The organism is Chryseobacterium sp. T16E-39 (assembly GCF_002216065.1).
GTDB lineage: Bacteria > Bacteroidota > Bacteroidia > Flavobacteriales > Weeksellaceae > Chryseobacterium.
Window position 1 is genome coordinate 155,113 of record NZ_CP022282.1, and the last position, 25,713, is coordinate 180,825.

At 36.1% G+C, this 25,713-nt stretch carries 28 protein-coding genes and 1 riboswitch; of the genes, 14 read left to right on the forward strand and 14 right to left on the reverse strand.

All coding sequences use genetic code 11. The annotated features are described in order from the left end of the window. Positions 1–4: 4 nt before the first annotated feature. Complete coding sequence (locus tag CEY12_RS00680) at positions 5–1,651, reverse strand: serine hydrolase domain-containing protein (protein WP_089025864.1); 1,647 nt, start codon at positions 1,649–1,651, stop codon at positions 5–7. A gap of 182 nt (positions 1,652–1,833) precedes the next feature. Here CEY12_RS00680 and CEY12_RS00685 point away from each other — a divergent pair, with 182 nt between their 5' ends. Together CEY12_RS00685 and CEY12_RS00690 are read left to right on the forward strand one after the other, a co-directional pair. Further along, the gene (locus CEY12_RS00685) at positions 1,834–2,544 is read left to right on the forward strand and encodes a DUF2071 domain-containing protein (protein ID WP_089025865.1); all 711 of its coding nucleotides are present in this window, start codon (positions 1,834–1,836) and stop codon (positions 2,542–2,544) included. A 28-nt stretch (positions 2,545–2,572) separates the two neighbouring features. Continuing rightward, positions 2,573–2,908 (forward strand): TfoX/Sxy family protein, encoded by a 336-nt coding sequence (locus tag CEY12_RS00690; protein ID WP_228409755.1) that lies wholly within the window; start codon positions 2,573–2,575, stop codon positions 2,906–2,908. 42 nt (positions 2,909–2,950) lie between these two features. Here the strand turns inward: CEY12_RS00690 and CEY12_RS00695 are convergent, their stop codons facing one another. Continuing rightward, positions 2,951–4,003, reverse strand: a complete 1,053-nt coding sequence (locus CEY12_RS00695) for a serine hydrolase domain-containing protein (protein WP_089025867.1) — start codon at positions 4,001–4,003, stop codon at positions 2,951–2,953. Between the two features lie 185 nt (positions 4,004–4,188). Here CEY12_RS00695 and CEY12_RS00700 point away from each other — a divergent pair, with 185 nt between their 5' ends. Both CEY12_RS00700 and CEY12_RS00705 read left to right on the forward strand, forming a co-directional pair. Beyond that, on the forward strand, positions 4,189–5,997 hold the full coding sequence (locus CEY12_RS00700) for a serine hydrolase (RefSeq protein WP_089025868.1): 1,809 nt from the start codon (positions 4,189–4,191) through the stop codon (positions 5,995–5,997). Positions 5,998–6,127: 130 nt separating this feature from the next. After that, complete coding sequence (locus tag CEY12_RS00705) at positions 6,128–7,378, forward strand: chloride channel protein (protein WP_089025869.1); 1,251 nt, start codon at positions 6,128–6,130, stop codon at positions 7,376–7,378. Between the two features lie 85 nt (positions 7,379–7,463). Here CEY12_RS00705 and CEY12_RS00710 read toward each other — a convergent pair whose 3' ends face one another. Continuing rightward, positions 7,464–8,483 (reverse strand): serine hydrolase domain-containing protein, encoded by a 1,020-nt coding sequence (locus CEY12_RS00710; RefSeq protein ID WP_157676719.1) that lies wholly within the window; start codon positions 8,481–8,483, stop codon positions 7,464–7,466. 162 nt (positions 8,484–8,645) lie between these two features. Between CEY12_RS00710 and CEY12_RS00715 the strand changes: the two genes are divergently transcribed. Further along, complete coding sequence (locus tag CEY12_RS00715) at positions 8,646–9,050, forward strand: ACT domain-containing protein (protein ID WP_089025871.1); 405 nt, start codon at positions 8,646–8,648, stop codon at positions 9,048–9,050. A 3-nt stretch (positions 9,051–9,053) separates the two neighbouring features. Here the strand turns inward: CEY12_RS00715 and CEY12_RS00720 are convergent, their stop codons facing one another. From CEY12_RS00720 to CEY12_RS00745, 6 genes are all read right to left on the reverse strand, one after another. Continuing rightward, positions 9,054–9,971, reverse strand: coding sequence for a helix-turn-helix domain-containing protein (locus tag CEY12_RS00720; protein WP_089025872.1), 918 nt, complete (start codon positions 9,969–9,971; stop codon positions 9,054–9,056). Between the two features lie 81 nt (positions 9,972–10,052). Continuing rightward, positions 10,053–10,949, reverse strand: coding sequence for an SDR family oxidoreductase (locus CEY12_RS00725; protein ID WP_089025873.1), 897 nt, complete (start codon positions 10,947–10,949; stop codon positions 10,053–10,055). A 105-nt stretch (positions 10,950–11,054) separates the two neighbouring features. Continuing rightward, a complete protein-coding gene (locus tag CEY12_RS00730) occupies positions 11,055–11,846 on the reverse strand; it encodes an SDR family NAD(P)-dependent oxidoreductase (protein WP_089025874.1) in 792 nt (263 codons plus the stop codon). 51 nt (positions 11,847–11,897) lie between these two features. After that, the gene (locus CEY12_RS00735; protein ID WP_089025875.1) at positions 11,898–12,479 is read right to left on the reverse strand and encodes a TetR/AcrR family transcriptional regulator; all 582 of its coding nucleotides are present in this window, start codon (positions 12,477–12,479) and stop codon (positions 11,898–11,900) included. Between the two features lie 178 nt (positions 12,480–12,657). Then, positions 12,658–13,566: a helix-turn-helix domain-containing protein gene (locus CEY12_RS00740; protein ID WP_228409756.1), complete on the reverse strand. Its 909-nt coding sequence runs from the start codon at positions 13,564–13,566 to the stop codon at positions 12,658–12,660. A gap of 82 nt (positions 13,567–13,648) precedes the next feature. Further along, a complete protein-coding gene (locus CEY12_RS00745) occupies positions 13,649–14,632 on the reverse strand; it encodes an aldo/keto reductase (protein ID WP_089025877.1) in 984 nt (327 codons plus the stop codon). Between the two features lie 278 nt (positions 14,633–14,910). Between CEY12_RS00745 and CEY12_RS00750 the strand changes: the two genes are divergently transcribed. Both CEY12_RS00750 and CEY12_RS00755 read left to right on the forward strand, forming a co-directional pair. Then, on the forward strand, positions 14,911–15,855 hold the full coding sequence (locus CEY12_RS00750; protein ID WP_089025878.1) for an alpha/beta fold hydrolase: 945 nt from the start codon (positions 14,911–14,913) through the stop codon (positions 15,853–15,855). A 406-nt stretch (positions 15,856–16,261) separates the two neighbouring features. Further along, positions 16,262–17,353, forward strand: a complete 1,092-nt coding sequence (locus CEY12_RS00755) for a DUF5700 domain-containing putative Zn-dependent protease (RefSeq protein WP_089025879.1) — start codon at positions 16,262–16,264, stop codon at positions 17,351–17,353. A 276-nt stretch (positions 17,354–17,629) separates the two neighbouring features. Here CEY12_RS00755 and CEY12_RS00760 read toward each other — a convergent pair whose 3' ends face one another. After that, on the reverse strand, positions 17,630–18,262 hold the full coding sequence (locus tag CEY12_RS00760; protein WP_089025880.1) for an NAD(P)H-dependent oxidoreductase: 633 nt from the start codon (positions 18,260–18,262) through the stop codon (positions 17,630–17,632). A gap of 176 nt (positions 18,263–18,438) precedes the next feature. Here CEY12_RS00760 and CEY12_RS00765 point away from each other — a divergent pair, with 176 nt between their 5' ends. Both CEY12_RS00765 and CEY12_RS00770 read left to right on the forward strand, forming a co-directional pair. Further along, positions 18,439–18,825 (forward strand): winged helix-turn-helix transcriptional regulator, encoded by a 387-nt coding sequence (locus CEY12_RS00765; protein ID WP_089025881.1) that lies wholly within the window; start codon positions 18,439–18,441, stop codon positions 18,823–18,825. A gap of 172 nt (positions 18,826–18,997) precedes the next feature. Continuing rightward, on the forward strand, positions 18,998–19,345 hold the full coding sequence (locus CEY12_RS00770; protein WP_089025882.1) for a VOC family protein: 348 nt from the start codon (positions 18,998–19,000) through the stop codon (positions 19,343–19,345). A 34-nt stretch (positions 19,346–19,379) separates the two neighbouring features. Here CEY12_RS00770 and CEY12_RS00775 read toward each other — a convergent pair whose 3' ends face one another. Then, positions 19,380–20,336: an AraC family transcriptional regulator gene (locus CEY12_RS00775; RefSeq protein ID WP_089025883.1), complete on the reverse strand. Its 957-nt coding sequence runs from the start codon at positions 20,334–20,336 to the stop codon at positions 19,380–19,382. Between the two features lie 102 nt (positions 20,337–20,438). Here CEY12_RS00775 and CEY12_RS00780 point away from each other — a divergent pair, with 102 nt between their 5' ends. Together CEY12_RS00780 and CEY12_RS22815 are read left to right on the forward strand one after the other, a co-directional pair. Further along, positions 20,439–21,548 carry an FAD-dependent monooxygenase gene (locus CEY12_RS00780; protein WP_089025884.1) on the forward strand — a complete coding sequence of 370 codons (1,110 nt, stop codon included), beginning with the start codon at positions 20,439–20,441 and terminating at the stop codon, positions 21,546–21,548. Positions 21,549–21,613: 65 nt separating this feature from the next. Next, a complete protein-coding gene (locus CEY12_RS22815) occupies positions 21,614–21,784 on the forward strand; it encodes a bacteriocin-like protein (protein ID WP_410493875.1) in 171 nt (56 codons plus the stop codon). Positions 21,785–21,996: 212 nt separating this feature from the next. Here CEY12_RS22815 and CEY12_RS00785 read toward each other — a convergent pair whose 3' ends face one another. Beyond that, the gene (locus tag CEY12_RS00785) at positions 21,997–22,422 is read right to left on the reverse strand and encodes an NUDIX domain-containing protein (protein WP_089025885.1); all 426 of its coding nucleotides are present in this window, start codon (positions 22,420–22,422) and stop codon (positions 21,997–21,999) included. A gap of 63 nt (positions 22,423–22,485) precedes the next feature. Further along, a riboswitch (TPP riboswitch) is annotated at positions 22,486–22,579 on the reverse strand. Between the two features lie 126 nt (positions 22,580–22,705). Here CEY12_RS00785 and CEY12_RS00790 point away from each other — a divergent pair. Beyond that, entirely contained in the window at positions 22,706–22,972 is a 267-nt protein-coding gene (locus CEY12_RS00790; protein ID WP_157676720.1) for a hypothetical protein, read from the forward strand. A gap of 35 nt (positions 22,973–23,007) precedes the next feature. Here the strand turns inward: CEY12_RS00790 and CEY12_RS00795 are convergent, their stop codons facing one another. Then, the gene (locus tag CEY12_RS00795) at positions 23,008–23,367 is read right to left on the reverse strand and encodes a hypothetical protein (RefSeq protein WP_089025887.1); all 360 of its coding nucleotides are present in this window, start codon (positions 23,365–23,367) and stop codon (positions 23,008–23,010) included. Positions 23,368–23,823: 456 nt separating this feature from the next. Between CEY12_RS00795 and CEY12_RS00800 the strand changes: the two genes are divergently transcribed. After that, positions 23,824–24,567 carry a hypothetical protein gene (locus tag CEY12_RS00800; protein WP_089025888.1) on the forward strand — a complete coding sequence of 248 codons (744 nt, stop codon included), beginning with the start codon at positions 23,824–23,826 and terminating at the stop codon, positions 24,565–24,567. A gap of 22 nt (positions 24,568–24,589) precedes the next feature. Here CEY12_RS00800 and CEY12_RS00805 read toward each other — a convergent pair whose 3' ends face one another. Beyond that, positions 24,590–25,177: a hypothetical protein gene (locus CEY12_RS00805; protein ID WP_089025889.1), complete on the reverse strand. Its 588-nt coding sequence runs from the start codon at positions 25,175–25,177 to the stop codon at positions 24,590–24,592. A 154-nt stretch (positions 25,178–25,331) separates the two neighbouring features. On the opposite strand from CEY12_RS00805, the gene CEY12_RS00810 reads away from it, so the two are divergent. After that, positions 25,332–25,697, forward strand: coding sequence for a helix-turn-helix domain-containing protein (locus CEY12_RS00810; RefSeq protein ID WP_089025890.1), 366 nt, complete (start codon positions 25,332–25,334; stop codon positions 25,695–25,697). Positions 25,698–25,713 lie beyond the last annotated feature (16 nt).

Sequence of the window (25,713 nt, forward strand, 5' to 3'; positions counted from 1 at the left end):
ATGATTAAAGGACGGCAGGAAGGATATATTTTTCCAGCATTTTTGCTACTTGAGGGTGCGCATAATTTTGTCCATATGCACTCGCTGTAATAACAATTACTAAAGGCTGGTCCTTAAAAATAAGGATGTAATTTCCTCCATTACCTGCACAGTAGAATGCTTCCACCTTTTTACTGCCTGTATCAAAGGTTTTGTTCCAAAAAAGATAGCTGTAATACTCGTCCTTTCTGTCTTGAATTTTAACCTGTTTTGTGAGAGTCTTTTTTACCCAATCCTGGGGTATGATTTGTTTTCCATTCCAGATTCCATTGTTTTTATAAAGCTGCCCGTATTTTGCAAAATCCAATGCATTCATTTGAATACTCCCGGCTGTGTTTGGGATGTTCTGCGGAGTATATTGCCATTTGTAATTTTTAATTCCTAAAGGATGAAAGAGTTTTTCTTCTGCAAATTTTTCTAAACTCGATGGAACCGATTGGTTGATGATGTCTCCAAGGACGATCACACCTGCGGTAAAGTAATGCCAGTTATTTTTTAAAGCCGGATTATAGGGCAGATTCATTGTAAAATCAACCCAATTATTGGTTGGATACATATTTTCTTCATTTCCTGGAGAGTTTTCATTTCCATCATCTCCATCAAACCCTGATGACATCGTTAAAAGCTCTTTAATCGTTGCGTTGTCTTTTCCTGAAGAAAATTGATAAGACTGTAGATTATAAAAGGCGTCCAATTTTTGATTTTCATCTTTAATGAAATGATCACCAATTGCTATTCCCATTAAGGTTGAGGCGAAAGATTTTCCAACAGATCTTGGGTCGTGCAATGTGCTTCTGTTTTCCCCGTTAAAATATTCTTCAATCTGTATTTTTCCATCATTAATGACAACGATGCTGTTGATTTGTTTAAAAATACCTTCATCAATAGAGCCTTTCAGTTCTTTTATTTTGTTTTCATTGAATTTTTTAGAGGAAACTTCAAGACCTTCATAAGGAGTGGGTTTGTTGAGTAAAATGGAGTTGATGTCAATTTTAGGATGGCGTAACACCTGTAAGATCAATTCACCTTTTGCCAGTACAGGACTGACTTTAGTTTCATTATTTATATGGACATAAGCCCGGATTTCCATGCGCAGGTGATGCTGGCCATCCTTTAATGCTTCCTCTCCGCCGTTTGCCATAAATCTGTTCCAAAAAGACTCACTCCACGATCCCTGACCATTCGTATTATTGATCAACGGTCTGTTGAGTACGACGGCAGTATCCTGCACTTTCTGATAGGGAGCACCAGGTAAAAGATTACTTTTATAAATTTCCTTATTATCTATCCAAAGTGTGAATTGATAATTTCCTTTTCTGAATAAGGAGTCTTTGACAATATTTGGAGAAAGTTTCGATTTGTAGGTTGTAAGAGGATGATCAAAGAAAGCGATAAACGAAAGATCACTTTTGTTGGTCAATGTGTATTTTTTGATCAGATCATTTTCTTTAATCTGTTTTGCGTTTTTAAATGATGACAGGAATGCTATTTTTCCAATATTTTCAGAGTACAGCTCACTGCCTGAATCTGATGGGGAAGAAAGGTTGTTCTGGGCATTGGCCTTTTGAACAAACGCTAGGAAAATAGTACAGAGTAAAATTATATTTTTCACAGGATTAAAGATTATTGACTTCTGCAAATCTCATGAAAAAACAGGAAGAAAAATAGAACAAAATTAACATCTCCCTTTATGTATAATAAAAATTGATGTCTGTTGAGATGTGAAAAATTGTAACCAAAATGAATTACATTTGTTTTGAATAGAGAAGGTGATACACTAAAAAAAATACAGAAATGAAACTGCCTACCATACATGGATATATAGACCGAAGGATATTGATCAATTTTACAGCTGATCCCAAGATTGTAGAAAAAATTGTTCCCTCTCCGTTCAGACCGAAATTGTATAAAAATAAAGCAATAGTAGGTATTTGTCTTATCAGGCTTAAAAATATAAAAGCGTTTGGGTTACCAGATTTTATGGGTTTTGGTTCTGAAAATGGAGCCCATCGTATCGCCGTAGAATGGGATGAAAATGGTGAACTGAAATCAGGAGTTTACATTCCGCGCAGAGATACTTCATCCAGAATAAACAGCCTTGTAGGAGGACGCATTTTTCCGGGTAAGCATTATCATGCAAAGTTTAATGTAAAGGAGAAAGATCAAAATTATCATATCGATTTTACAAGCTCCGATCAATTAGTTACTTCAATCGATGCAAAAGAAGCTTTAACCTTTGATACCCATTCAATATTTGAAACTTTGGAACAGGTGTCAGATTTTTTTCAAGAAGGAAGCCTGGGGTACTCCCCAAATAAAGATAAGTTTGAGGGACTTCAGCTGAACACTTATCAATGGGAGATGAAGCCGTTGGAGGTTTTGGATGTAAAGTCAACTTTTTATGAAAATGAACACCTTTTCCCAAAAGGTTCTATAGCCTTTGATAATGCATTATTAATGACCAATATTGAACATACATGGCATACAATGCCCAATAAATTCTAAGTGATATATAAAATCAAAAAGACAGATTATGTATAATGAAACACTCGTCAACCGGATACGTGAAGCCTTAATAAATGAGAAAGATGTCGTTGAAAAAAAGATGTTTCAGGGACTGAGTTTTATGGTGGATGATAAGCTGTGTATTGGAGTTCGTAATGATGAAATCCTATGCAGGATCGATCATGAACAAGCGGAATTAGAATTGGAAAAAGAATATTGCCGTCCGATGATACATGGTCAAAGGATCGCGAAGGGGTATATTTTTGTCAGTGAAGATGGATATCACCGGAATAAGGATTTCCAATACTATATAGACCTTTGTCTAGATTACAATAAAATTGTGCAGAAAGCTAAAAAGAAATAATCTCTGCATACTTACAAAAGAGACAGAAAAAATAAGTTCTTTCTATTTACCAATAACCATAAACTGATCCAACCTTTTAGCAAGTTCCCCCTGTTTACAGCCGGCAATAAAATACACAAATCCCACTTTTGAATCTTTGTAAAACTGAAACAATGAGTTGTAACAGTTACCATTGCTGCCCCCGTGAGAATACTTTAAGCCGTATGGTGTCTGCTCAACATACACACCTAATCCCATGGAAATTTTCAGGTTCGGATCCATATCCTCTTCATGAATTTCTACTTGTGGGACAGCCATAGCCTGGAAGATACTCCCTGGGATATAGCTTTCCTTTAAAGACTCAATTACAAATTGAGCATATTGCTTAGGTTCGGTGTAAAGGCTGTAAGAGGGATGTGGCTTTAGATAAGGTTCATTTCGGGCTCTTTCACTGTTGTTATCTTTTACTCCATCCGCCAGGTGTTGCTTTACATAGTCATTGTATACCAGTGAAGAATTTTTCATAGACATCGGTTTCAATACATACTTTTCAACCAGTTCATTTACTTTTTTGCCTGTTAAATGTTCTACAACAAGACCAAGATATTCATAACCTTCACCTGAGTACCCGAATTTGGTTCCGGGAGTAAAGTTAATGGTCAGCTTATTATTTTCTCTCCAGTTCGGAAATCCTGTAGTATGATCAAGAACCATTTTTGCGGTTATAAGCTTATATCGGTCGTCGTAGGCAATATCAGGATAAGGGTAATATTGGTAAAGGGGGGTATCCAAATTAAGTACTCCTTCCTTGACAAGTTGAAGAACGGTATAGGCAAATATCGGTTTGGTCATCGACGCAGCTTCAAAGAGTGTATTTTTGTCGACTGGTTCCTGTTGGGCATTCATCATTCCGGTGGATTTCGAATATACGATTTTATTGTCCTTGATTACTGCTACTGATAATGCGGATATTTGCAGAGAATCCATTTGTTTTTTAATAAAAGCGTCCATTTCTTTAGAAGATACGTCCTTACCTTTAACGGTTTTAATTTGCGCGGATATGTTTTGACAGGCAAAAGCAAACATACAGATGATACAGATATTAAAATTTTTCATGTATTTCTTTTTATTAAAGTTAAGCTACTCATTAAAATTTGAATCTACTTATTAACAAGACAATTATAAATGTATAATGGTTACAGACAAAATATTGTTTTATTATTTTAAAGAATAGGATAAAAAATAAGGTATTTAATATTCATAAAAGTTACTTATTTTTAATACACCAAATCTACAATACCATGATGATTAAAGCTCCTATTTATATTAGCCTTGTATTTGGGCTGTTAGCAAGCTCTCTATCTGCACAAACAGACGTTCAGTTAAAAAATGAAATTTCAAAAGTAGAATCGGGATTGATGCCAGCTGTCCGCTTTCAGGGCGAGCCCACCTGGACTATAGAATCCAGAATGAAATATTATAATGTTCCCGGAGTTAGTATCGCTGTTATTAAAGATTCTAAAGTAATCTGGGCCAAAGCTTATGGACTGGCAGATGTAGAAAATAGAACCCCGGCAACAACCCAAACATTATTTCAGGTAGCCTCTATGAGTAAGCCTGTAAGTGCTTATGCAGCATTGAAAGAAGTGGAGCTTGGAAAAATAGATCCGAATGCAGATGTCAATTCTTATTTGAAATCCTGGAAAATTCCGGATAATCAATTTACCAAAGAGAAAAAAGTAACCCTTAAAAATATTGTTAGCCATACTGCAGGCTTTACTGTAGGAGGTTTTCCAGGATATGAGGTCGGAAAGCCAGAGCCTACATTGATTCAGCTTTTAAATGGGCAAAGTCCGGCGAATACACCTGCAATATTCGTTAATAAAGAACCGGGGAAACCATTCCGATATTCCGGTGGCGGATATTGTGTAATGCAGCAGATGCTTATGGATATTGAGGATAAAGATTTTGCCACGATAATGAAAGAAAGAGTTCTTAAACCGCTGAATATGCAAAACAGTACGTACGCACAGCCTTTGCCGGAAGCTCAATCCAAATTGGCAGCTACGGCATACGCTGAAAACGGATCAAAAGTCCAGGGAAGATATCATATCTATCCTGAACAGGCACCAGCCGGTTTGTGGTCTACAGCTGAAGATTATGCCAAGTTTATTATCGATATTCAAAATACACTGAGTGGTAAAAGCCAAACGGTCATTTCGAAAAAGATGGCGGAGGAATTTACAAGCCCTTTTATTGAACCTTTTGTCGGGTTGGGAATTTTCCTTGAAAATAAAAACGGACAGGTCTACTTTTCTCATGGAGGTTGGAATGAAGGATTCTCCAGTCAGTTTACAGGAAGTAAAGTTAGTGGTGATGGAATCGTCATCTTAACGAATACCAATAAACCTGAATTTGTCAATGAACTGCTTCGTTCGGTTGCCACCGTATATCAATGGCCCAATTATATGCCACCGGTTGATAAAATTTTACCTTTAACATCCAATGATCTAAATAATACTATAGGTCGTTATAGACTTGATACATATGGATTTTGTAAGATTTATCAGGAAAAAGGAAAACTGATGGTGATCAATAATGTGGAATCTCCGGCTGAACTTATTAAAGTAGGGGAAAACAGCTATACACTAAGGAATTGGGACTATAAGATAACGTTTCAAAAAAATGCTAAAACAGACAAAAAAGAGCTTGTTCAGATTTTGCTTGATAAGAAGACCATTCGATTAAGAGGTGATCAGATGAGTAAAGATGAAAAAACACCTTTAGAACTGATTCTGGAAGGACAATTCGATAAAGGCTTAGCAGCTTATCAGAAAGCCAAAATTACCGACCCTAATAATGAACAGCTTTCAGAAGGTTCTTTAAATGGAGCCGGTTATGCCTTACTTCGACAAAAGGATTTCACCAAAGCCATTGATGTTTTCCGTGTAAATACCATATTGTATCCTAAAAGTGATAATGTATATGATAGCTTAGGTGAAGCCTACCTGAATGCAGGACAGAAAGATAAAGCTAAAGAAAATTACAAAAAGGTACTGGAAATCAATCCTAATCAAGAGAATGCAGCTAAAGTTTTAAAAACTTTATAAGATATATGTAGAGCCAAAAAATTATTACTAAAATATCTAGACGGTTTAAAATCAGGAAAATATCATTCGCTATTCTTTGAATCCATTTCCATAAAGCTTAAATTTGTGAAAAATTGAATACATAAAGGTCATGACAAGGAAACAAATTCAAAGACATCACTATTTCAGATTAATTTTAGTATCTGCTATCATTAGTATTTGTGCCTCTTCTCTGGGATATTCCTTGAAGTTTATGACCGAACATTTTCAAAAATTACTGTTTCACTTTGCAGAGAAGCAGAACCGATTATACTTTATTATTCTTCCGACAATAGGGATCACGGCGATCTATTTTCTAAGAAAATATCTTTTCAAGAACCGAAAGAATAAAGGGATTACTGAAATTTATAAGACAGTTGATCAGAGAAAAGATCATTTACCACTATTTAAAATTCCGTCTCATTACTTTAACGGTTTTCTTACGGTGGTTTTCGGTGGTTCCACAGGGATTGAGGTGTCGACCGTGGTGGCAACAGCAACTATTGGAAATGCGGCGTATGAAAAGCAATTTTCTGCGAATATTTATAAGTTGGAATTGATTTGTGCAGGAGTTGTAGCTGGAGTAGCCATTTTATTTGGAAGCCCTATTGCCGGTTGGCTATTTGCCATGGAGGTTATTGCAAGGAAATTCAACAAAACACTTTTTATCAGTTGTACAGCTTCCGCGATAGTTTCCGGGATTTTTCTATATTTTGTAAAGAGTGAACCGTTGCTTCCTTTTGAGATTACGGGATGGAAATGGAGTGCAGTGCCATTCTTTGTGCTTTTGAGTTTATTAGGCGGTGTCTTATCAGTATATTTTACGTTTCTGGTAATTAAAATTAAAGATTTCTTTTCAGGGATCTCCAATAACTTTTTGAGGGTTAATCTTGGTGCTTTGATCGTAGGAGGAATGATCTTTTGTTTTCCTTTTTTATATGGAGACAGTTATCATTCGCTTTCAGAAATCCTTACCCATCCTGAAAGCTATTCTTTCCTTTTTCTTGCTTGTCTGATCTTTCTAAAACCATTAGCTTCTTCATTAACGCTTGGAGCTGGAGGTGATGGAGGTGTTTTTGCACCGAGTATTGTTGCAGGAGCATTTTTAGGTTTTACATTCGCCTTTTTTTGTAATACATTTTTTGGTACTTCTTTGGTCTACTTGAACTTTGTTTTAGTAGGAGCAGCTGCTACTTTATCAGCTTCTATTTATGCTCCTTTTACTGCACTGTTCTTGGTTTGTAATCTTGCTCCGAACGGGTACCTGTTATTCTTTCCGATTTTATTAGGTTGCCTGATCTCCAAAAATCTGGCAAAAAGAATATTGCCTTATAATGTGTATACGTATAACATGAAAGCGTAGAGGATCAATTTTTGAGATTGCTTCGTACCTCGCAATGACTTTGTGCTTTTATTACATAGATCAAGCAGATTGAAGACAAATATTACTACTTCTCATCCAAAATAGCTTCTATCGCTTCAGCAATCTCATAAACATTCCCCTGTTTTTGATTAGATAAGATAATAATCGTTCTACCTTTTCCTGTGTCGGTCTGTACAAGAGCCTGATAATGGATGGCACTGCCATCATGCACGTGAGTAATGACCTTATCACCATCCATACTTCCATTCCCTAAACCGGATTGTTTATCTTGGCCTACAGGCATCATTATTTCGCGTGTGGAAGAGGGATTGATTAGACAAAAAGTATCTATACAATGTGCCCATTTGTAAAAATCTTCCAAATTCAGGCTGGTCCAGCCGGATATGGGAACTTCTAATCCATCTTGTTTAAAATTATTGTCAAATGATCTGGCCATGAATGGATCTTTATCCGTAGGGTCCACTAATCCATTGGTAATACCTGCTTTTTTTAGAATTTTTTGTAAAACAAATTCATTAAAAGGCATTCCCGTTACTTTTTCAATTATTCTCCGGCGCAAAAAAACATTGTTATTATTATAGGCGTAACTACTTCCTGGTTCAAAATCAAGTTTTTGAAGGGATTGTAGATCCTTCCAATGGTCCGCATCGCTATGTACCGTTTGCCATTTTATATCCGGGAGTCCACTGGTATATTGTAATAAATTTTTGATGCTTATGCTTGTGGCCCACGAAGGTAAGTCAGGAAAAAATTGGGATACTTTATCATTGATATTTAATTTGCCCTGTTCCTGGAGCATCATCAATCCAACAGCGTCAAACTCTTTAGCAATCGATCCGATATGAAAACGATATTGGGTTGTGAGAGGGATCTTTTTTGAGGCATCTGCATAACCTATAGCTTTTTTTACCATTACCTTTCCATGGTCTGCTATCAGTATATTCCCATTGAAAAGACCAGATTGATGAGTTTTATCCAAATAGGAATTGATTAAAGCAATTTTATTTTTTTGACCAAATGTCAATGTTCCTATTAAAAATACAGCAATAAAAAGAATGATGCGGCTGTGGTTAGATGAGGTCATGATTTTTTTTTCAAGGTACAATATAATTGTATTTGATGTGTTTTTTTTAACCAAATAATTAGTAATGATAGATTTTACATTGTTTGATGTCATTTCACCTGCTATTTTTTATCAATTGATAAATGCTTCCTGAAACATATCCTTTAGTTTTGTACAAAAAAAATGTCAGGAGAAACAGATTTAAAGATATTGCTGCAAAATATGGAACCGGTATTGAATGCCGGGGAATATGTCTTTTGTAAAGTTGAAAAACTTAATCATATTCCTGATATAGAGAGACTTCTGTTTTTCTTCCGTGAAAAAGAAGCAGTAACAGTTGTTTTGGAAAAATCTGTTGCAGATAATTGGCAGCTAGGATACGAATACATTTCTTCATGGATCACTCTGAATATCCACTCCTCATTAGAAGCCGTGGGACTTACAGCAGCTTTTGCCAATGCCTTAAAGCAAGAACATATTAGCTGTAACGTGGTGGCTGCTTATTTTCACGATCACATTTTTGTAGCTAAAAATGATGCTGAAAAAGCGATGGCAGCATTGGAGAAGTTGAGAGACAAAAAAGAGTAATTTTTAATTAAACATTTCCCTGAATCCAAGTGGAGTAGTATTGGTCATCTTTTTAAAGAATTTACTAAACGATTGTGGATGTTCAAATCCCAGTTCGTAAGCTATTTCACTGACGCTATGTCCTGTGGTACTTAGTTTTTCTTTAGCTTTTTCAGTTAATTTCTGATGAATAAAATGTTGGGTACTTTGTCCGGTAAGATTTTGGAGTAAAGTTCTTAAATACCCTGTTGAAATGTTTAGCTGCTCCGAAATATACTGAACGGTGGGAATTCCATTATTCACAATCATCTCACTGTTGAAATATTGGTTGAGGAGTATTTCCAGGCGTTCCAGAATTTCATGATGGGCTTTGTCACGGGTGATGAACTGTCGTTGATAAAAACGGTTGGAGTAGTTGAAAAGCGCTTCCAATAGAGAAACCATTATATCACTGCTGAACTTATCTGTATTGGTATTGTATTCCAGACGGATGTTTTCCATTAATTGCTGGAGGATCTGTTCTTCATCGTCAGAAAGGAAAAGGGCTTCATGAAGGGAATAGTCGAAAAACTCATATTGCTTGATGGTTTTTGCCAAAGTCTTATTCCATAGAAAATCAGGATGGATCATCAGCATCCAGCCTTCTGCAGGGCGTGACTGCTCTTCTCTTTCAATACGTAAAACCTGATTGGGAGCCATAAAAAAGAGAATTCCTTCATCAAAATCATAATCCTGCTGACCATATTTGTATTTGTGATTCATATTCCTTTTTACAGAAAGGGAATAAAAATCAAATACCAGACTTTCATTTACTTTTTGCGGCGGGCTTTTCATATCAGCAAAATCAATGATGCTTATGAGTGGATGCTTAGGTTTTGGTAAGCCTCTCAGGGTATGAAACTGTGAAATGGTTTTGATTCTGATGGGTTCTGTTGATGCCATAATCTTTTGATAAAAGAGAAGAATATACTCAATTTATTCAGCATATTCTTCTCTGATGTGATACAGTAAATTTACGATTTATTAAGCAGGAAAGTAAACTTCACCTTCCAATTCCGGCAGTAATTCAATTTCAGTAGGCTGCCAGTTCAATGTTTTCTGCGTTTCAGTACTTGATGCCAAAATATTGAACTTGGCAAAATGCGCAAACCAGGTAAAGTGTTCTTCAACTTCACTGGCAGCAATCGAACGTGTTGGCAAACCTAGTTTTGAACCTATGATTTCGGCGATTTTTTTAAACTCGATTCCCTGTTCAGCAACGCCATTATAGCGGGTTCCGCTTCCTGAGTGTTTTTCTACAGCGAGGCGGAATAATTTAGCTGCATCCTTGCGGTGTACGGCTGGCCAGAAATTTGTCCCGTTGTCGATAAAAGCTGAAAAACCTTTGGCTTTTGCAATGCTGATCAGAGATGGGATGAAGCCTATTTTATCTCCAAGATCATGAACGACTGGTGGAAAGCGCATTACTGCTACATGCACTCCCTTAGCAGCAACTTTATCAGCTGCGCGCTCTGTTAAAATCCTTGGAATTGCATCCCCTTCAGGCATGTCATTTTCCGTGACGATTCCTTCTTTTTGGATCACTCCGATTCCGGAAGTAATGATAAACGGTTTTTCTGTTCCTTCCAATGCAGCACCTATAGTTTCGATGACCATCCCATCCAGGACACACATTTCTTTAAACTTACTGAAATCATGGATAAATCCAAGATGAATCACGGCATCGGAGCTTTTTACAGCATCGATTAATGTTTCGGGTTGACTAAGATCTCCATAGTAGACCTCTGCACCTGCTTCCTTCAATCTGTTGGCTGCCTCTTCTGATCGGGCCAGTCCCAGAACTTTGTGTCCTCCGGTTAATAATTCTTTTACGGTTGCTGAGCCTATAAAGCCTGTGGCTCCTGTTACGAATACTTTCATTTTTATACTTGTTTTTTTACTCTACAAAGTTGTTGAGAAAGCATTTTTTCTACGTAGCCAGAACGCATTTTGTTGTAGCCGGAAATTTCAAAAGTTGAGTCTAATTTATACTGTTTTCAAAACCCCACCGTCCGCTCTTAAACTTGCTCCATTGGTGGCTATAGATAATGGGCTTGAAAGATAAGTTGCCAGATGAGCGATTTCTTTTGGATTAATAAATCTTTGCAATAATGAGTCTGGATTGGTTTGCTTGATAATCGCCGCTTTCATTTGCTCAATGCCAATATTTTGATGGGCTGCAATCGTCTCAATATTAGCTGCAACACCTTCAGAGTAAGTAGGGCCACCGAGAATAGTATTCACTGTCACTTCTGTTCCTTTGGTAAGTTTTGATAAGCCATTGCTGATAGCCATCATAGAGGCTTTTGTCATTCCATAGTGGATCATATTGGCAGGAATATTGACGCCTGATTCACTGCTGATGAAAATGATTCTTCCCCATTTCTTTTTCAACATCTCGGGGAGTAATTGTCTGGAGAGTTTTACAGAGCTCATAACATTAATTTCAAAAATGCTGTACCAGGCTTCATCGGTGATCATTTCGAAGTCTTTCAACTCGAAAATTCCAACATTATTGATCAGGATGTCAATATCATTCAATTGTTCAAGCAGGTCATGTACTTCTTCTTTCTTTGAAAAGTCTGCGGCGATTCCGGATACTTCTGTATTGGGAAATTCCTGTTTGAGTTGATTAACTGCATTTTCGGTTTTCTCTTTTTCCCTTCCGTTAATGATAACTTCAGCATCTTCCTGTAGTAATTGTCTGGCGATTGCAAAACCTATTCCTTGGGTTGAGCCACTGATGAACGCTCTTTTTGAGGTCAATTCTAAATTCATTTTGTTGTTATTTTATTTTTGTAATGATCAATCCAAAAATGGATAAAAAAATTAGCTGAGGACAGCTAATTGCATTTCTATTTGTTGGGACAGTATCTTTTTGTCGGGATATATTCTCCTTAGGGTATTCAATCCACACCAGAAGGTGATGAGATATTTTCCTAGTATCGAAGCATCGGTTTGATTTTTAATTTCTTCTATTTGCTGTGCTTTACGAATGCTTTCTGTGTACATTTCCTCTACCTCTTTTAGAATTTGTATTGATTCTTTTTCCAGCTCTTCATCAATGTAAGTCATTTCTACAACGGTGTTGGCAATAATACAACCCTTAAGATGGGCAGCTTGGTCTTCGGTAGCAATGCTTCTGAAAAAATCTTTGATCATTTCAATCGGAGATTCGCTTTTTTCCAATTCATTTTTAAATTCTGCAAAAGCTTCTCTTCTTTGCTGCATCGCTTCGCGAAAGACCTGTTTTTTGCCTCCTTTAAAAGTATTGTAAAAACTTCCGCTTCCGGTTCCCGTAATGGATAGCAGGTCACTTAAAGAAGTGGCAGTATATCCTTTTTTCCAGAAAATATCCTGTGCTTTTTCTATCAGTTCTGTGCTGGCGTGAATGTTGGGTCTTCCTCTCATTTTATTTTTGTAATGATCGATACAAAAATAGAGAAATATTTTTTCCTAGCAGCAATTTTTCAAAAAATTCTTTGATGATGGTTCAATGATACTGCTGTTGAGATTGCTTCGTTCCTCGCAATGACAGGGTATTATTGTATCTCGCGGATTACGCAGATCAAAAAAATCGTTCTACTCATCAATTAAACGACTCTCTGAATTCAACCGGACTCATCTTCGTCATTTTCTTAAAAAACTTACTAAAAGACTGTGGGTGTTCAAATCCTAACTCATACGCAATTTCACTGATTGATAATTGAGTTGTTGACAGCTTTTCCTTAGCGAGATTATTAAGCTTATCATGAATATGCTGTTGAGTGCCCTGGCCAGTCAATGATCGTAAAAGGTCACTCAGATAGCTGGGAGAAATACTGAGTTTTTCTGCCAGAGAATGCACTGTGGGAATTCCATATTCAGGCAGGGAAGAAGTATTGAAATATTGATCAAGCGCTTCTTCAAATTTTTCCAATATGCTGTGATTGGCGGCTTTTCGGGTGATAAACTGACGTTTGTAAAATCGGTTGCTATAGCTTACAAGAAGCTCTATTTGTGCAATCATTACATCCTGGCTGAAATCATCAATCCTGCTTTTTAATTCTTCTTCCATGATGGCAAATACTGCCATAATGGTTTCCTTTTCCTGTTCTGAAAGATGTAAAGCTTCATTGGCGGCATAGGAAAAGAAGCCGTATTCCTTAATCTTTTTAGCTATTGGATAGGACAGAAGAAAATCAGGATGGAACAACAGGATATAGCCGGAACTCGCTCTGCCATCGGGACTTTCAAAGACCTGATTGGGAGCAGTAAATATGAGTCCACCTTCTCTGAAATCGTAGTAATTCTGTCCGTATCTTGCCTGGTTGCACATTTCTGTTTTATATGCGACTTTGTAGAAATTCAGAATCATGGTTTCAGACATTTCTCCAGGCTGAACCGTAATGTCTTTGATATTGATAAAACTCACCAAAGGATGTAAGGGCTTTGGGAGCCCTAACACCTTATGCAGATCGGATAAAGATTCAAATTTTTGTGGAATATTTTTATCCATTTCAATGAATGTATTTAATCAGGAAATTCTTGTACAATTTAGGAATAAATCTCTTTGTGAAATTGATTCTTTTTAGGTAAAATTAATCTTTTAATGTTCTTAGTCTGGCAATGTCTTCGTCTCTTCTGTCACCGTAAATCTGAATGGTAGATAGTGCTCTTTCTATCTGATCAAATTCACTGTCGTTGAGTATAATATCCGCTGAACCCATGTTTTCTGCGATCCTTTGCAGATTTCTGGAACCGGGGATTGGAACGATGAAATTGTTTTTATGCAGCATCCATGCGAGAGAGATTTGTGCAGGAGTTGCTTCTTTGAGCAGGGCAAATTCATGCAACAGTTCAAGCAATGGCTGATTGGCAATAATATTATCTTTCTCAAAACGGTTGATGACTCTTCGGGCATCAATTCCTTTAAACTCAGTTTCTGTATTTACCTGACCGGAAAGAAAGCCATTGGCTAATGGTGAAAAAGCTACAAATCCGATTCCGAGCTCTTCACATGTTGGGATCACATCCTTCTCAAACTGTCTCGCCATAATTGAATATTCACTCTGAATGGCTGTGATCGGTGTGACCGCATGGGCTTTTCGAATTTCCTCTTCTGTAGCCTGCGACTGGCCCCAGCCCAGGATTTTTCCTTCCCTGATCAGTTCACCCATACAATACGCAATGTCCTCAACAGGAATATCTTTGTTAACGCGGTGTTGATAATACAATTCGACATGGTCTGTTTTCAGTCTTTTTAAAGAATTTTCCACTTTACTTTTGATGATCTCCATTAGTTTCCCCGTGGAATATGATTCTATGCTTTCCTGAATCCAGAATTTGGTGGCAATAGTTACTTTATTTCGGATTCCTGTTAAGGCTTCACCAAGTAACTCTTCGTTGCTGCCCATTCCGTAGGCTTCGGCGGTATCAAAAAAGGTACAGCCCATGTCGTAGGTGTTGTGAAGTAAGTCAATGGATTCTTTCCGGTCAGGTATAGAACCATATCCCTGGCTTAGTCCCATACTGCCATAACCGATAGCCGATACTTCGAGGTTTCTCAATTTTCTTGATTTCATTGTATTCTTATTTAAAATTAATGATACAAAGGTCACCTTATTGTATTGGCTTGACGTAGCCGGATTGAGGGATCACGTAGCCTGATTACGGAAATGATCTGAAATCAAAAAAGTTTAGTAAAAAAGAATGAAAACCGGAAAGAGGAAGAGGCTGTAATTTTTTTAAGTTTCCAAATGTCTGATTAACCCCTGAAATTGTCTGTTTCAAATACTTTGTCAGTGTTCTGCCTTTCTGTAGGGGCTATGTTTGCACCATAATCATACAAAAATAAACAACAATGAAAGCATTCAGAACCATTTCAGCAGCAAGTATTTTATGTGTAACATTATTTTCAGTAGTGACGGTTTCCTGCAGTGAGGAAAGCGAGATCATTACCCAGGAAGTACAGGTGGTGAACCATCGTAACGCCAAAACAAAATTTATTAAAGTAAAAGGTAACGACATCGCCTACCGTACATGGGGGAAAGAAGGTGGAATACCTCTGGTATTATTACCTGGATTAGGAGGTTCTATGGACGACTGGGATCCGGCGGTAACCGATGGGTTGGCTGAGAAATATAAGATCATCATCTTTGATAACCAGGGGGTAGCTTCTTCAAAAGGAACAACACCGAATACCGTACAGGGAATGGCTGATGATGCCATCGCTTTTATCAAAGCGCTTAACCTGACCAAAGTGAATATCATGGGCTTTTCGATGGGTGGATTTGTCGCTCAGCGGGTTGTTCTGACGGAGCCAGCTCTGATCAATAAAGTGATCTTAACCGGTACCGGACCTAAAGGAGCGATCGGATTATCCAACCTGCCGAATATCATTGCCGGAACTGCAGGATTGGGACCTGAAGAATCCTTTTTGAAGTTTGGATTTACCCAATCTGCTGCGAGTGTTGCTGCCGGAAAAGCTTCTTATGAAAGAATCCAGCTCCGTACCACAGACAGAGATCTTGCATTAAGCGATGCAACATCCAATGCACAGTTTACGGCCGTTTTAAGCTGGGCACAGCCTGATCCTAATTCGCTTGAAGATATAAAAATGATCAAACAACCTGTTCTGATCGCTCATGGAGAAAATGATCTTCCCGTGTCGGTTCAGAATGCACAGAATATGAAACAAAATTTAGAGCATGCCGATCTTGTGGTCTTTCCGGATTCCGGACATGCGTCTTTCTTTCAGAATCATAATGCGTTTGTGGCGAAAGCCGTTGCGTTTTTAAGTGAGTAGTTTTTGTTTTTAATTGAGAGCCTATCGGTAACGGTAGGCTTTCTGTTTTTGTTACATGCAAGACACTATTTATGACAATGATCATCAGGGCTGTAGTATAGTTCTATTACCCTATTTTTGAACAGATCTCGATACATTTTTCTAACGAAAAACACTCGATCTGACGGAAGATCAAAGTTTATATAAGTATAGAGAAAATTGGGTACGTCACTTCGAGTAGATTTTGAAAAAATCGTATCGAGAAGTTTCTGTTTTTGAAGGGTGAAATTTAATTTAGATTTTTTAACCCCAAAACATCATTTATTTTACCAGCTGGATTTAACAATATGCCCCTACAAAATTTATTACACAACATTTGTGTTTTTTAGTACTTTAGCCATACACTATTGTATTAAAAAATAAATCAATGAAACCGAGAATTTTACTTACTTTTTTTCTTTTTCTCACAGCCCAATTGGCTTATTCTCAAACTTTCGATGATTCGTCATGTTGGGAATATTTTAAAATCACTGAAAGTTTAAAGAAGAATGAACCCCTTGATAAGAAAACCTGGAATCAGTTTCTGAAAAATGAGGCTATACAGGTTTATCTGAAGGATCAGGGAGTAGACAGTACCTATACAGAAAGCTACAGAAAGACGATGGAGATCGTTTATATGCCAAAAAACAGCAGCATATTGCAGGAAAAACTGAAAGACCGAAACAACAACTGGTGGATCTATAATGTGAACGAGTATAAAGTGAATGAGGACCAGATGAAAAAGTATCTTACAGAGATCAAAAAAGACCCTAAAAAGTATTTTGAAACCTGCTATCAATATACTTATCAGATGCTTCCAAAGAAGAATCATACCACAGCTCCTGAATATAAAATTACGATCATTCCTATTCACAATGATGCCCACGTGGAAAGCAAATGGATGGTGTTCACACTTCTTGCAGCATATTTTCACGACAATAATAAAATGGGAGTACTGGGAGGTCATGAATTTCAGCATGTATTAAGGCCCCGTCTGGTATTTGATGTCGAAGATCAGGATAAAGTATTGGTGGCAATTCTTCAGAGAATATTAAATGAAGGAAGTGCGGATCTTGTTGACAAGCGGTACGAGGGTGATGATGCGATGAAGCTTTTGGAATTTCAAAGAGAGTATGGTAAAGAATTTCTCACCGAGGGAGCGAAAGTGATTAAAAATATGGACTCTCTGCTATCCGTAAAACCATTAGACCGTTCGAAATTAAAGATCAATAAACTCATCAACAGCTGGAGTACAAGTGGTCATATTCCGGGGTATTATATGGCGAATATCATTGAAAAGGGAGGATACAAAAAAGAGTTGATCAAGCATATTGAAGATCCTTTCGAATTTGTTTACCTCTATGATAAGGCTTCTAAAAAGGTTAAAGACGCTTATATATTGTCTGCTACAACAATGGATCTTATTCATGAGCTGGATAAAAAGTACAGACCTAAAGCCCAAGTGCAACAGCACTCATAATAATTCTCTCTATTAAAGAGCACGGATTTTATCTCCAATAAAGAATTTTGTTTTTATTGAATACAATTCCAGGATACTTATCCACAATATTGTCATTCCGTAGGAATCTAAACGAAGCTTTTAAAAATGCATTGTTGAGATTCCTACGGAATGACATATCTGGGTAAAATATAATACGTTTATATAATAGCACTTATCGAAAATTTTAGATTTTCCTGCACCTTAAAGCAGCATTATATCTATAAAAAAACTTTGCGTCTTAGCGATTAATCAACCCTAATTAAGCTCTACAAAAAGCTCCTCGTTAGGCCTTCTCACTTTTTTAAGATTCACGAGCCAGTCATTTTCTTCATCTCTATACCCTAAAGCCAAAAGAACTGTACTCTTCAATCCCTGCTCACGAAGATTAAGGATCTCATCATACGCTTCACTGTCGAATCCTTCCAGAGGAGTAGCATCTACTTTCACATGGGCAGCGGCAAGAAGACCAAACCCCAATGCAAGGTAAGCCTGATGGGCAGCACCCACAAAATGCTGTTCCTTACTTCTCTGATCCATGATGCCGAGAAGTTTTAAACGATAGTCATCAGTGGCACTGGAAGGCAGGTTACGTTCCTTATTGCTGAATTCGAAGAATGTATTCACTCTTTCCGGAGTGTACTCGTCCCATGCGGCAAAAACCAGCAGGTGAGAAGCCTGAAGAATCTGCTTCTGTTCCCATGAAAAAGGATATAACTTTTCTTTTAATTCCTGATTGGTGATCACAAAAACCTTGAAAGGCTGTAAACCTGAACTCGAAGGCGACAAACGAATCGCTTCAAGGATCTGGTCGATCTTTTCATTTTCTATTGTTTTACCATTATAGCTTTTAGTGGCAAATCTCCATTGTAATGTTTCCTGTAATGACATAATGTTGAGTGTTTTTTATTAAAATCTGTTGAGGTTTTAATCTCATTTATGGTACAAAGTTAGGGTGTTTAGGTTTCCAAAATACACCTGTTCCCTGTTGGTAACCAGTTACAAAAAAGTAACCAGGTGAATTTTTATAGGAAGATTTGCGTAATTTTGATTAATAATTTCAGGGTATGAAAAAAGATAAAATTGAAATCGGAGAAAAATGCAAAAGCCACATCCGCGGAGTAAAGGATACCATGGATCTGCTTGATGGAAAATGGAAAACCCTTATTATAAGCCATCTTTATTATGTGGGGACGATGCGTTTTATGGATTTAAAAAGACAGGTGGAAGGGATTGCTTCCAAAACCCTTTCCAAAGAATTGAAAGACCTCGAAATGAATAATCTGGTCAAAAGGACCCAAAACAACACCATGCCCGTTTCCGTAGATTATCAACTGACCTGTTTTGGAGAAAGCCTGCATACGATTATTGATACCATGGGTGAATGGGGGATCAGGTACAGGAAAGATTTATTAGGAAAAGAAACGAAAGTGGTTGCTGAAGTTATCGACTGATTCTTCCAACGAAATGAAATTTTGATTGAAGAAGTATTACCATAAAACTTAAGAGAACAGTCTTTTTACTTCAAATTTCAATTAGAGGGAAGATTGTAAATGAAAAATCTGAAAGTTTTACCTTTTTATCCTGCCCGAAAAAGGTAATATTGTAACAATTAAATGCAGACTCATGGACTTAAAAATACTTTCAATTGTTTGGGGGGTAAAGGACCTTAACAGAGCCATTACGTTTTGGTGCAAGGCATTAAATTACGAGCTTAAAAGAGATCCCGATATCGATTTTGCGATTTTAATCCCCAAAAATGGTACAGGGATGCAATTGTCGTTGAAGTTAACCAGTTCCGATGAACCCAAGAGGCATCATATCGATCTCATAACGGAAAATCAGAAAGAAGAAGTTAATCGGCTGCTCAGCATTGGAGCTACGAAAGTAGAAGATTGGAATTATGAACCGGATGCTGACTATGTAGTCCTGCTTGATCCTGAAGGAAACTCTTTTTGTGTAGTTCAGGCGTAAAAGACCAGGATGCACTGAATTATTTTGCCTTCCTTTATTTCAGATTATTACTGTATTTTTTTGGCTTTTGACCCATATGTTTTTCAAATACTCTTGAAAAATGACTTAGGTTTTCAAACCCCATTTGATAGCCTGCTTCTGATACGGATAGTTTTTCATCCCGCAAAAGCCGGGCAGCTTCTTTCATGCGTAAATGCTGATAGTAATCGTAAATTCCCATGCCGAAAACCTGGGTGAATATTCTGCGGAGCTTAAGTTCGTTCATTCCTGCAATTTGTTTCAGTTCTGCAATGCTGGTTGGTTGGCTTAATGAAGAAACTATTTTGTCGCGCACCTGGTAAATAGATTTTATTTCCTTTCCGCTTAGTTTTTGGTGGACTGAACTTTCCCGTTTGCGCAAACTTTCAAATAAATAAAAAAGAAGTTCCATTGCCTTGATCTTGTAGTAATAACTTTTCATTGTGTCTGGCGCTTCTTTTTTCACGATGTCGTTTACGGTGCGTAAAATATCATCCGTCATCAATTCTTCAATCAGAAAACTGTTGGTATCATCGAACAGGAATTGAAAATAGGGAGATTCCTCCTTCAGAAAACTTTTCAGATAATCGGCACTGATGCTGATGGAAACATAGGTGGCCTGTGTATTTTTTGTAAAATTGATTTTCTGCTGTATCGTAAATGGGAATATACGTACAAAGGGTGCATCTCCGGGCAGTTTGATTGTACTTGTACCAGAAGAGGTCCCGTCATCATCAAAGATGTTATAAAATAAAAACCCAATACTGTCTTTGATCGATGAGGTTGCAGTTTTGCGGATAAAATTCTTTTTAATGTTAAACGTACCAAAATGCATGGCTATATCCGGCAAAAATGTGAAGGCTTTAAAAAGTTTGACCTCGACATACTGTAGCTCGTCCAGTGTAGTCAGTCCTACCTTGGTTGCATATTCAAGAATTCTGTGGTCTATATCTTTATGATCTGCATTGCTCATAATTTTTACGACTATTTTTAATAGCTATTGGAGTATTTTAATCGTAAAGTTACTGCTAATTTTGTTCTATCAATGTTACAATAACAATTAAATTTTCAAGTTATGAAAAAACAAGTTTTGATCTCAGGGGCAAGCTTTGCCGGATTAACATTAGCCTATTGGTTAAACAAATTTGGTTATAAGGTGACAGTCGTAGAAATCGGCAAAGAGCTTAGAAGCGGCGGTTCACCCATCGATGTCCGTGGCAAAGCCCTGGATATTGTAAAAGAAATGGGAATACTACAAAAAATAAAAGACCAGGAATTTATCCATACCGATGAGGTTGTCAATGCCAAAGGTGAAACACTCACTACTTTTTCAATCAATGCACTGGAAGAATATCTCGGTGATATTGAAATCCATCGCAGCGACCTGGTAGATATTATTTTTGATATTGTTCCTAAGGATGAAGTCGAAATTGTTTTCGGAAACAGCATAAAAACATTGATCCAACATGAAGATCGGGTTGATGTGTCCTTTGAACATGGAGCGGACAGAAGTTTTGATTTTGTATTTGGGGCAGATGGTACGCACTCTATTGTAAGGAAACTTGTATTCGGTCCTGAAGAAAATTTCAAAAAGTTTTTCGGTGTTTACTTTGCTTTTGCTAAAGCGGATCATATAGAAACAGGTAAGTCGGGTAATACGGGAATCGTATACCGGGAGTTGGGTAAACAAGCTGTTATCTACCATTTTAAAGAGGGAGCGAACGCTATACTCATGTTTAGAGCACCTCAATTGGATTGGGATTATAGAAATAATGAACAGCACAAACAAATTCTGAAAGAATATTTTGGCAACAATACGAATTGGAAAATCCCTGAAATATTAGATACCATGCTGCATTCTGACAATTTGTATTTTGATGAAGCCTGTCAGATTCATATACCGAACTGGACGAAAGGGCGTGTTGCCTTACTTGGAGATGCAGCACATGCTCCAAGCTTTTTTACAGGAATGGGGACAAGTCTGGCTTTACAAGGTGCAACGTTGCTAGCAAAGGAGCTTAACGCCAATGATGATTATAGAACTGCTTTTGGGAAGTATCATGAAATTTTCAAACCAGTTGCAGAAGACATTCAATCCCGCATTACACGAGGGTTAAAAGTGCAGCTACCCGAAACAGAAGAAGAGTTACAGGCATCTTTTGCGGCGATGACTAATAATCCATAAAAATTAAGAGCTATTTTATAGTTAATTTATTTATATTTGATAAATAACCATAAAATAAAAAATTCATGAAAAATTTTAAGAAAATTTCAAGACAAGAAATGAAATCAGTTATCGGATCAGGTACTCCTATCACATGTCCTGCAAAATACTATCTTAAATGTGAATCTATTTATGTTTGTGATCCTGATCAAGGCATTTATGACTGTGTTTGTTCTTGTGTTCCAATCGGATCTTAAAAAGAATTTTTCATATGAAAAAAAAAGCCATCTGTAATAGGTGGCTTTTTTTATGAGATAATCTATTGAAAGTCATTAGAGTAAAGTGCCATGCGAAAGGATTCGTGAGGCAGCGGGGGGATTTTTTTCTACTTATGTATCAAGTTAATATTCTAGAAATTGCTTTCTTTAGTTCAACACTATTAAACAATGAAGAAACTCATTAAATGCTTTTAATTAACTTGTATTGAATGTTTTTCTCTTAATTTTTGGAGGGCTATTTTATCAGTAAGTAGTCCAAAGGGATTATCATTTATATCTATCCATTCGAGCCTATTAATATCATCTGTATTCACTTTAAGATTTTCAACGTCAAGAATTCTTGCCGTATAGTAGATTATAAGGATTTGGCTTCCGTCAAATATAGACTGTATAAAATCTTCCTGTGTATAGAGATGACCTGTAATTTCAATTTTAACATTTAGTTCTTCCAAAAATTCCCTGTGGAGACAATCCAGAATTCCTTCTCCAAATTCCAAGCCACCACCGGGCAACTTACAATAAAATTCTTCCTTGTTATACTCGTAAACTGTCAGCATCTTTCCTTCATGCTCACAGATAGCATAAACCCTTATATTAAAACCATTAATTTTATTCATAGAGCCTGTTTAATTTATAAATTATTAGGCTTTAGAGAAAAAGAAATCAGCCAACTATCCATAATGGTGCCGGCTGCTTTTCCCTACGACGGTATTAACCGTATCAGGTTCAAAGAGACTCTCTCAATTTCGTATAGAAATACCCCTAAAGCTTAGCAAATATACTAATTCTAAAAACTCTCAGTAAAAAGAATATTTAAACATTTCAGTTTGATTTATTAATTAATTTCATTATATTAGAGAATAAGACTCTTGTGTCTTATCTAATTTTATGTTTAAAGAAATGAGCGAGTCTATTGAAAGACTCCAAAATGTAGCGGCGTTAGAATTTATAAAAAATGTGGATTTTTCTAGTAGTATACTAGGTGAAAATCTGATGCAGGATCTTAGATCAGCTACTAAAGCCTTTGATGACTTATCAAATAAATTGAAAATGGATACGTCACAAGTAAGTTTAAGAACTGGGGCCGAAGTATATTGTAATTACGGTACTATAAGACCAGAAGATATTAATTATGAATATAAAGTAATGGTATCCATCAGAAATTAATAACAACAAAACTGCCCCTTAATTGGGGCTTTGTTTTAATTATCATCCAAAGAAAACATTTTTTGAAATTTGAGAAAACATAGGTATTGTAACATATGAACATGTTGAGTTTCCTCATTGAAAAAATTATCTGCTCCATCTAGATCAAATCGAATTAATACTTGCCGATCTTTTGTGAATCTAATTTCAACACTTTTACTTTCTGAATGTTCATATCTCCAACAGTCGTAACATTTTCTAAATCCAAAATCATTAAGCCATCCATCGTCTAATCTTATTGGTTCAATTTGTGTAATTTCCTCATTAGTAATTTTTTCTAATAATTGATCGTCAATTATTGTACGATCTCCGTTTATATTGACATAACTGCCAATAATTATTTTATCTTTTTTCATAATACAAAAATAATATTACTACTTAAGAATAGCAAAAGCATTAATCTGACAATTAATGCTTTGTGTTGTGTGCTTATTGGATAGGGGTTTATACGAGTTCTACCATTTGCTATATTCTAACTCTTTTTCCCTTTGCTGGCGCGAGCATCTTGCTCGTGTCCATATAAATAATATGTTACAAAATAATTCGAGAAACTTAAGTCTCTTGAATTATTCATTATTTTTTCGGTTTAAATTTATACTTATAAATGGGCAACGAGCGTGACGCTCGCGCCAGCGTGGGGAAAAATTCGGAATGTCTAATCAAGTTTTCATAGAATTGGCAAAAAGTGATTCAGATTTTTATTATCTAAGACATACAATAACTAAAGATTGTATATTTTTTTAGGAAAATCAAATAAGTTAGATGTCATTCAATAAGAAGGCTTTTTTGTTATATTTGTGAAAACTAGTAACATGGAGTATAAAGAGCAATTAAAAAATTTAGATTATAGTAAGGTCAATAATTTCCTTAGTGAAAATACTCTGAACTTTGGCAATAGAACAGTTGTAACATCAGCAATACTAATTTTAGCGTCGCTTAATTTCTTGAGTATAGAAGGGATTGAAATAGAAGGAATTACATTATCAATAAATACTACAATAATAATTGTCGTTATTTTACTTGTTAATCTGTACTATTATCAACAGTTTTTTATTTCTTTAAAGGTAGATGATAGTAAATATGTATCACCTGAAGAATATACTCAATTTGGAAAAGATTTAAATACCGTATCCGAACCAATAAAGGCTCAACTACTAGAATATATAAGCAAAGGAAAAGAAATGACTGAAAAATTGGTAAGTCCCGATTTGACGGCAAAAGAGGGATTGAAATTAGAGAAAGAAGTTTCATTAGTTTATGAAGAAATTAAAAAATTTCAGGAAATCTTAGAGAGAACTAAAAATGCTGTAATTGCTGATAATCTAAAAGCTCAAAAATTTGCCAAACTCACAAATAGTTATAATAGATTGAATGCCAGGATGCCTAAATGGATTTATTATTTAGGCCTTGTATCAGTAATTTTTAGATTCATTATATTTTCTTATCAAGTTTATAAAATTCAAGAGCATCCATTGGATTATATTATTGAGAATGAGATGAATTATTATAAAGTGATTTTTGAAAGTAAAGAACTAAAAGATGCTTTAAAAAAATAAAGTAGCCATTGCTTTGAAATATCTAGAATAAATTCCCCTTTTGTTCCAAAATACTATATACAACACCTCTTTTACAATATTTAGTGTCGCCCATCGAATATTTCACAACAACTATTTTTTCAGGATTAGTTTTACTATCAAATTGAAAGTCAATTAATCCTTTTTTATCATTTTTACTTTTTAATCCAAAGGCTAGATGACCAGAAATAGGACCTCCAAATACAACTGAAAGAACGATTCTTTTATCACTGTTTGTTTTATTTTTGAAAACGGGGATTACATGGAGCTCTGTCATTCCTTTTCTAAACGAAAAGTCGTATTCTTGGGTTCTAACTGAATAAGTTCCTGAGAGGTTTTTTAATAATATATCATATTTTAACTTACTATCTACATTGTCATAGTCATCTTTTAAAATTAGCTTTTCACTAAAAATAGAATCTGATTCTATATTGTACATGGTATTTATCGAAGCCGAATTATCGTCTTCAATGTTAAAAGCAAAGGCTATTATTGCCAAGATGAAAAAAGATGCTGTCAGAGCCCCAATAATAATGAAAAATGTTTTCAGGCAACCACGTGTTTTTTGAGGTTTTGTAACAATATTATCCATGATTTTAATTTTACACAAAGAAAGAAAATATAACTATATAGTCTTTACGGTAAACCGTAATATATGGCAAAAAATGGAATTTATCAATTAGATATAAACAGAACATATAAAATCCAATTTTTCTCTATATTTGTACAAAGCACAACAAACCACTATGGAAAAGCTAAGAAGTCTAAGAAAGCAGCGAGGATACACTCAGGAATACATGTCAAAAATCTTATCAACGGATGTTTCCAACTATTGCCGAAAGGAGAGTGGAGATGTCAAAATATTTGAGGACGAGTGGGAGAAGTTAGCGAAGGCTTTGGATGTTTCTGTGGAGGACATCAAAGAGGAGAGAGGTGCTCAGATTCAGCATAATGAAAACTCTACATTAAACGATAATTCGAGTATCAATTACAATCAATTTTGTAATATTCCTAATTACTTGTTAGAAAACCAACAGGAATATATCAACCTTCTAAAAGAGCAGATCGAAGCTTTAAAAGAAGAAAATAAAAGATTAAAATCAGGGAAATAAATCTGTTAAAAACAGA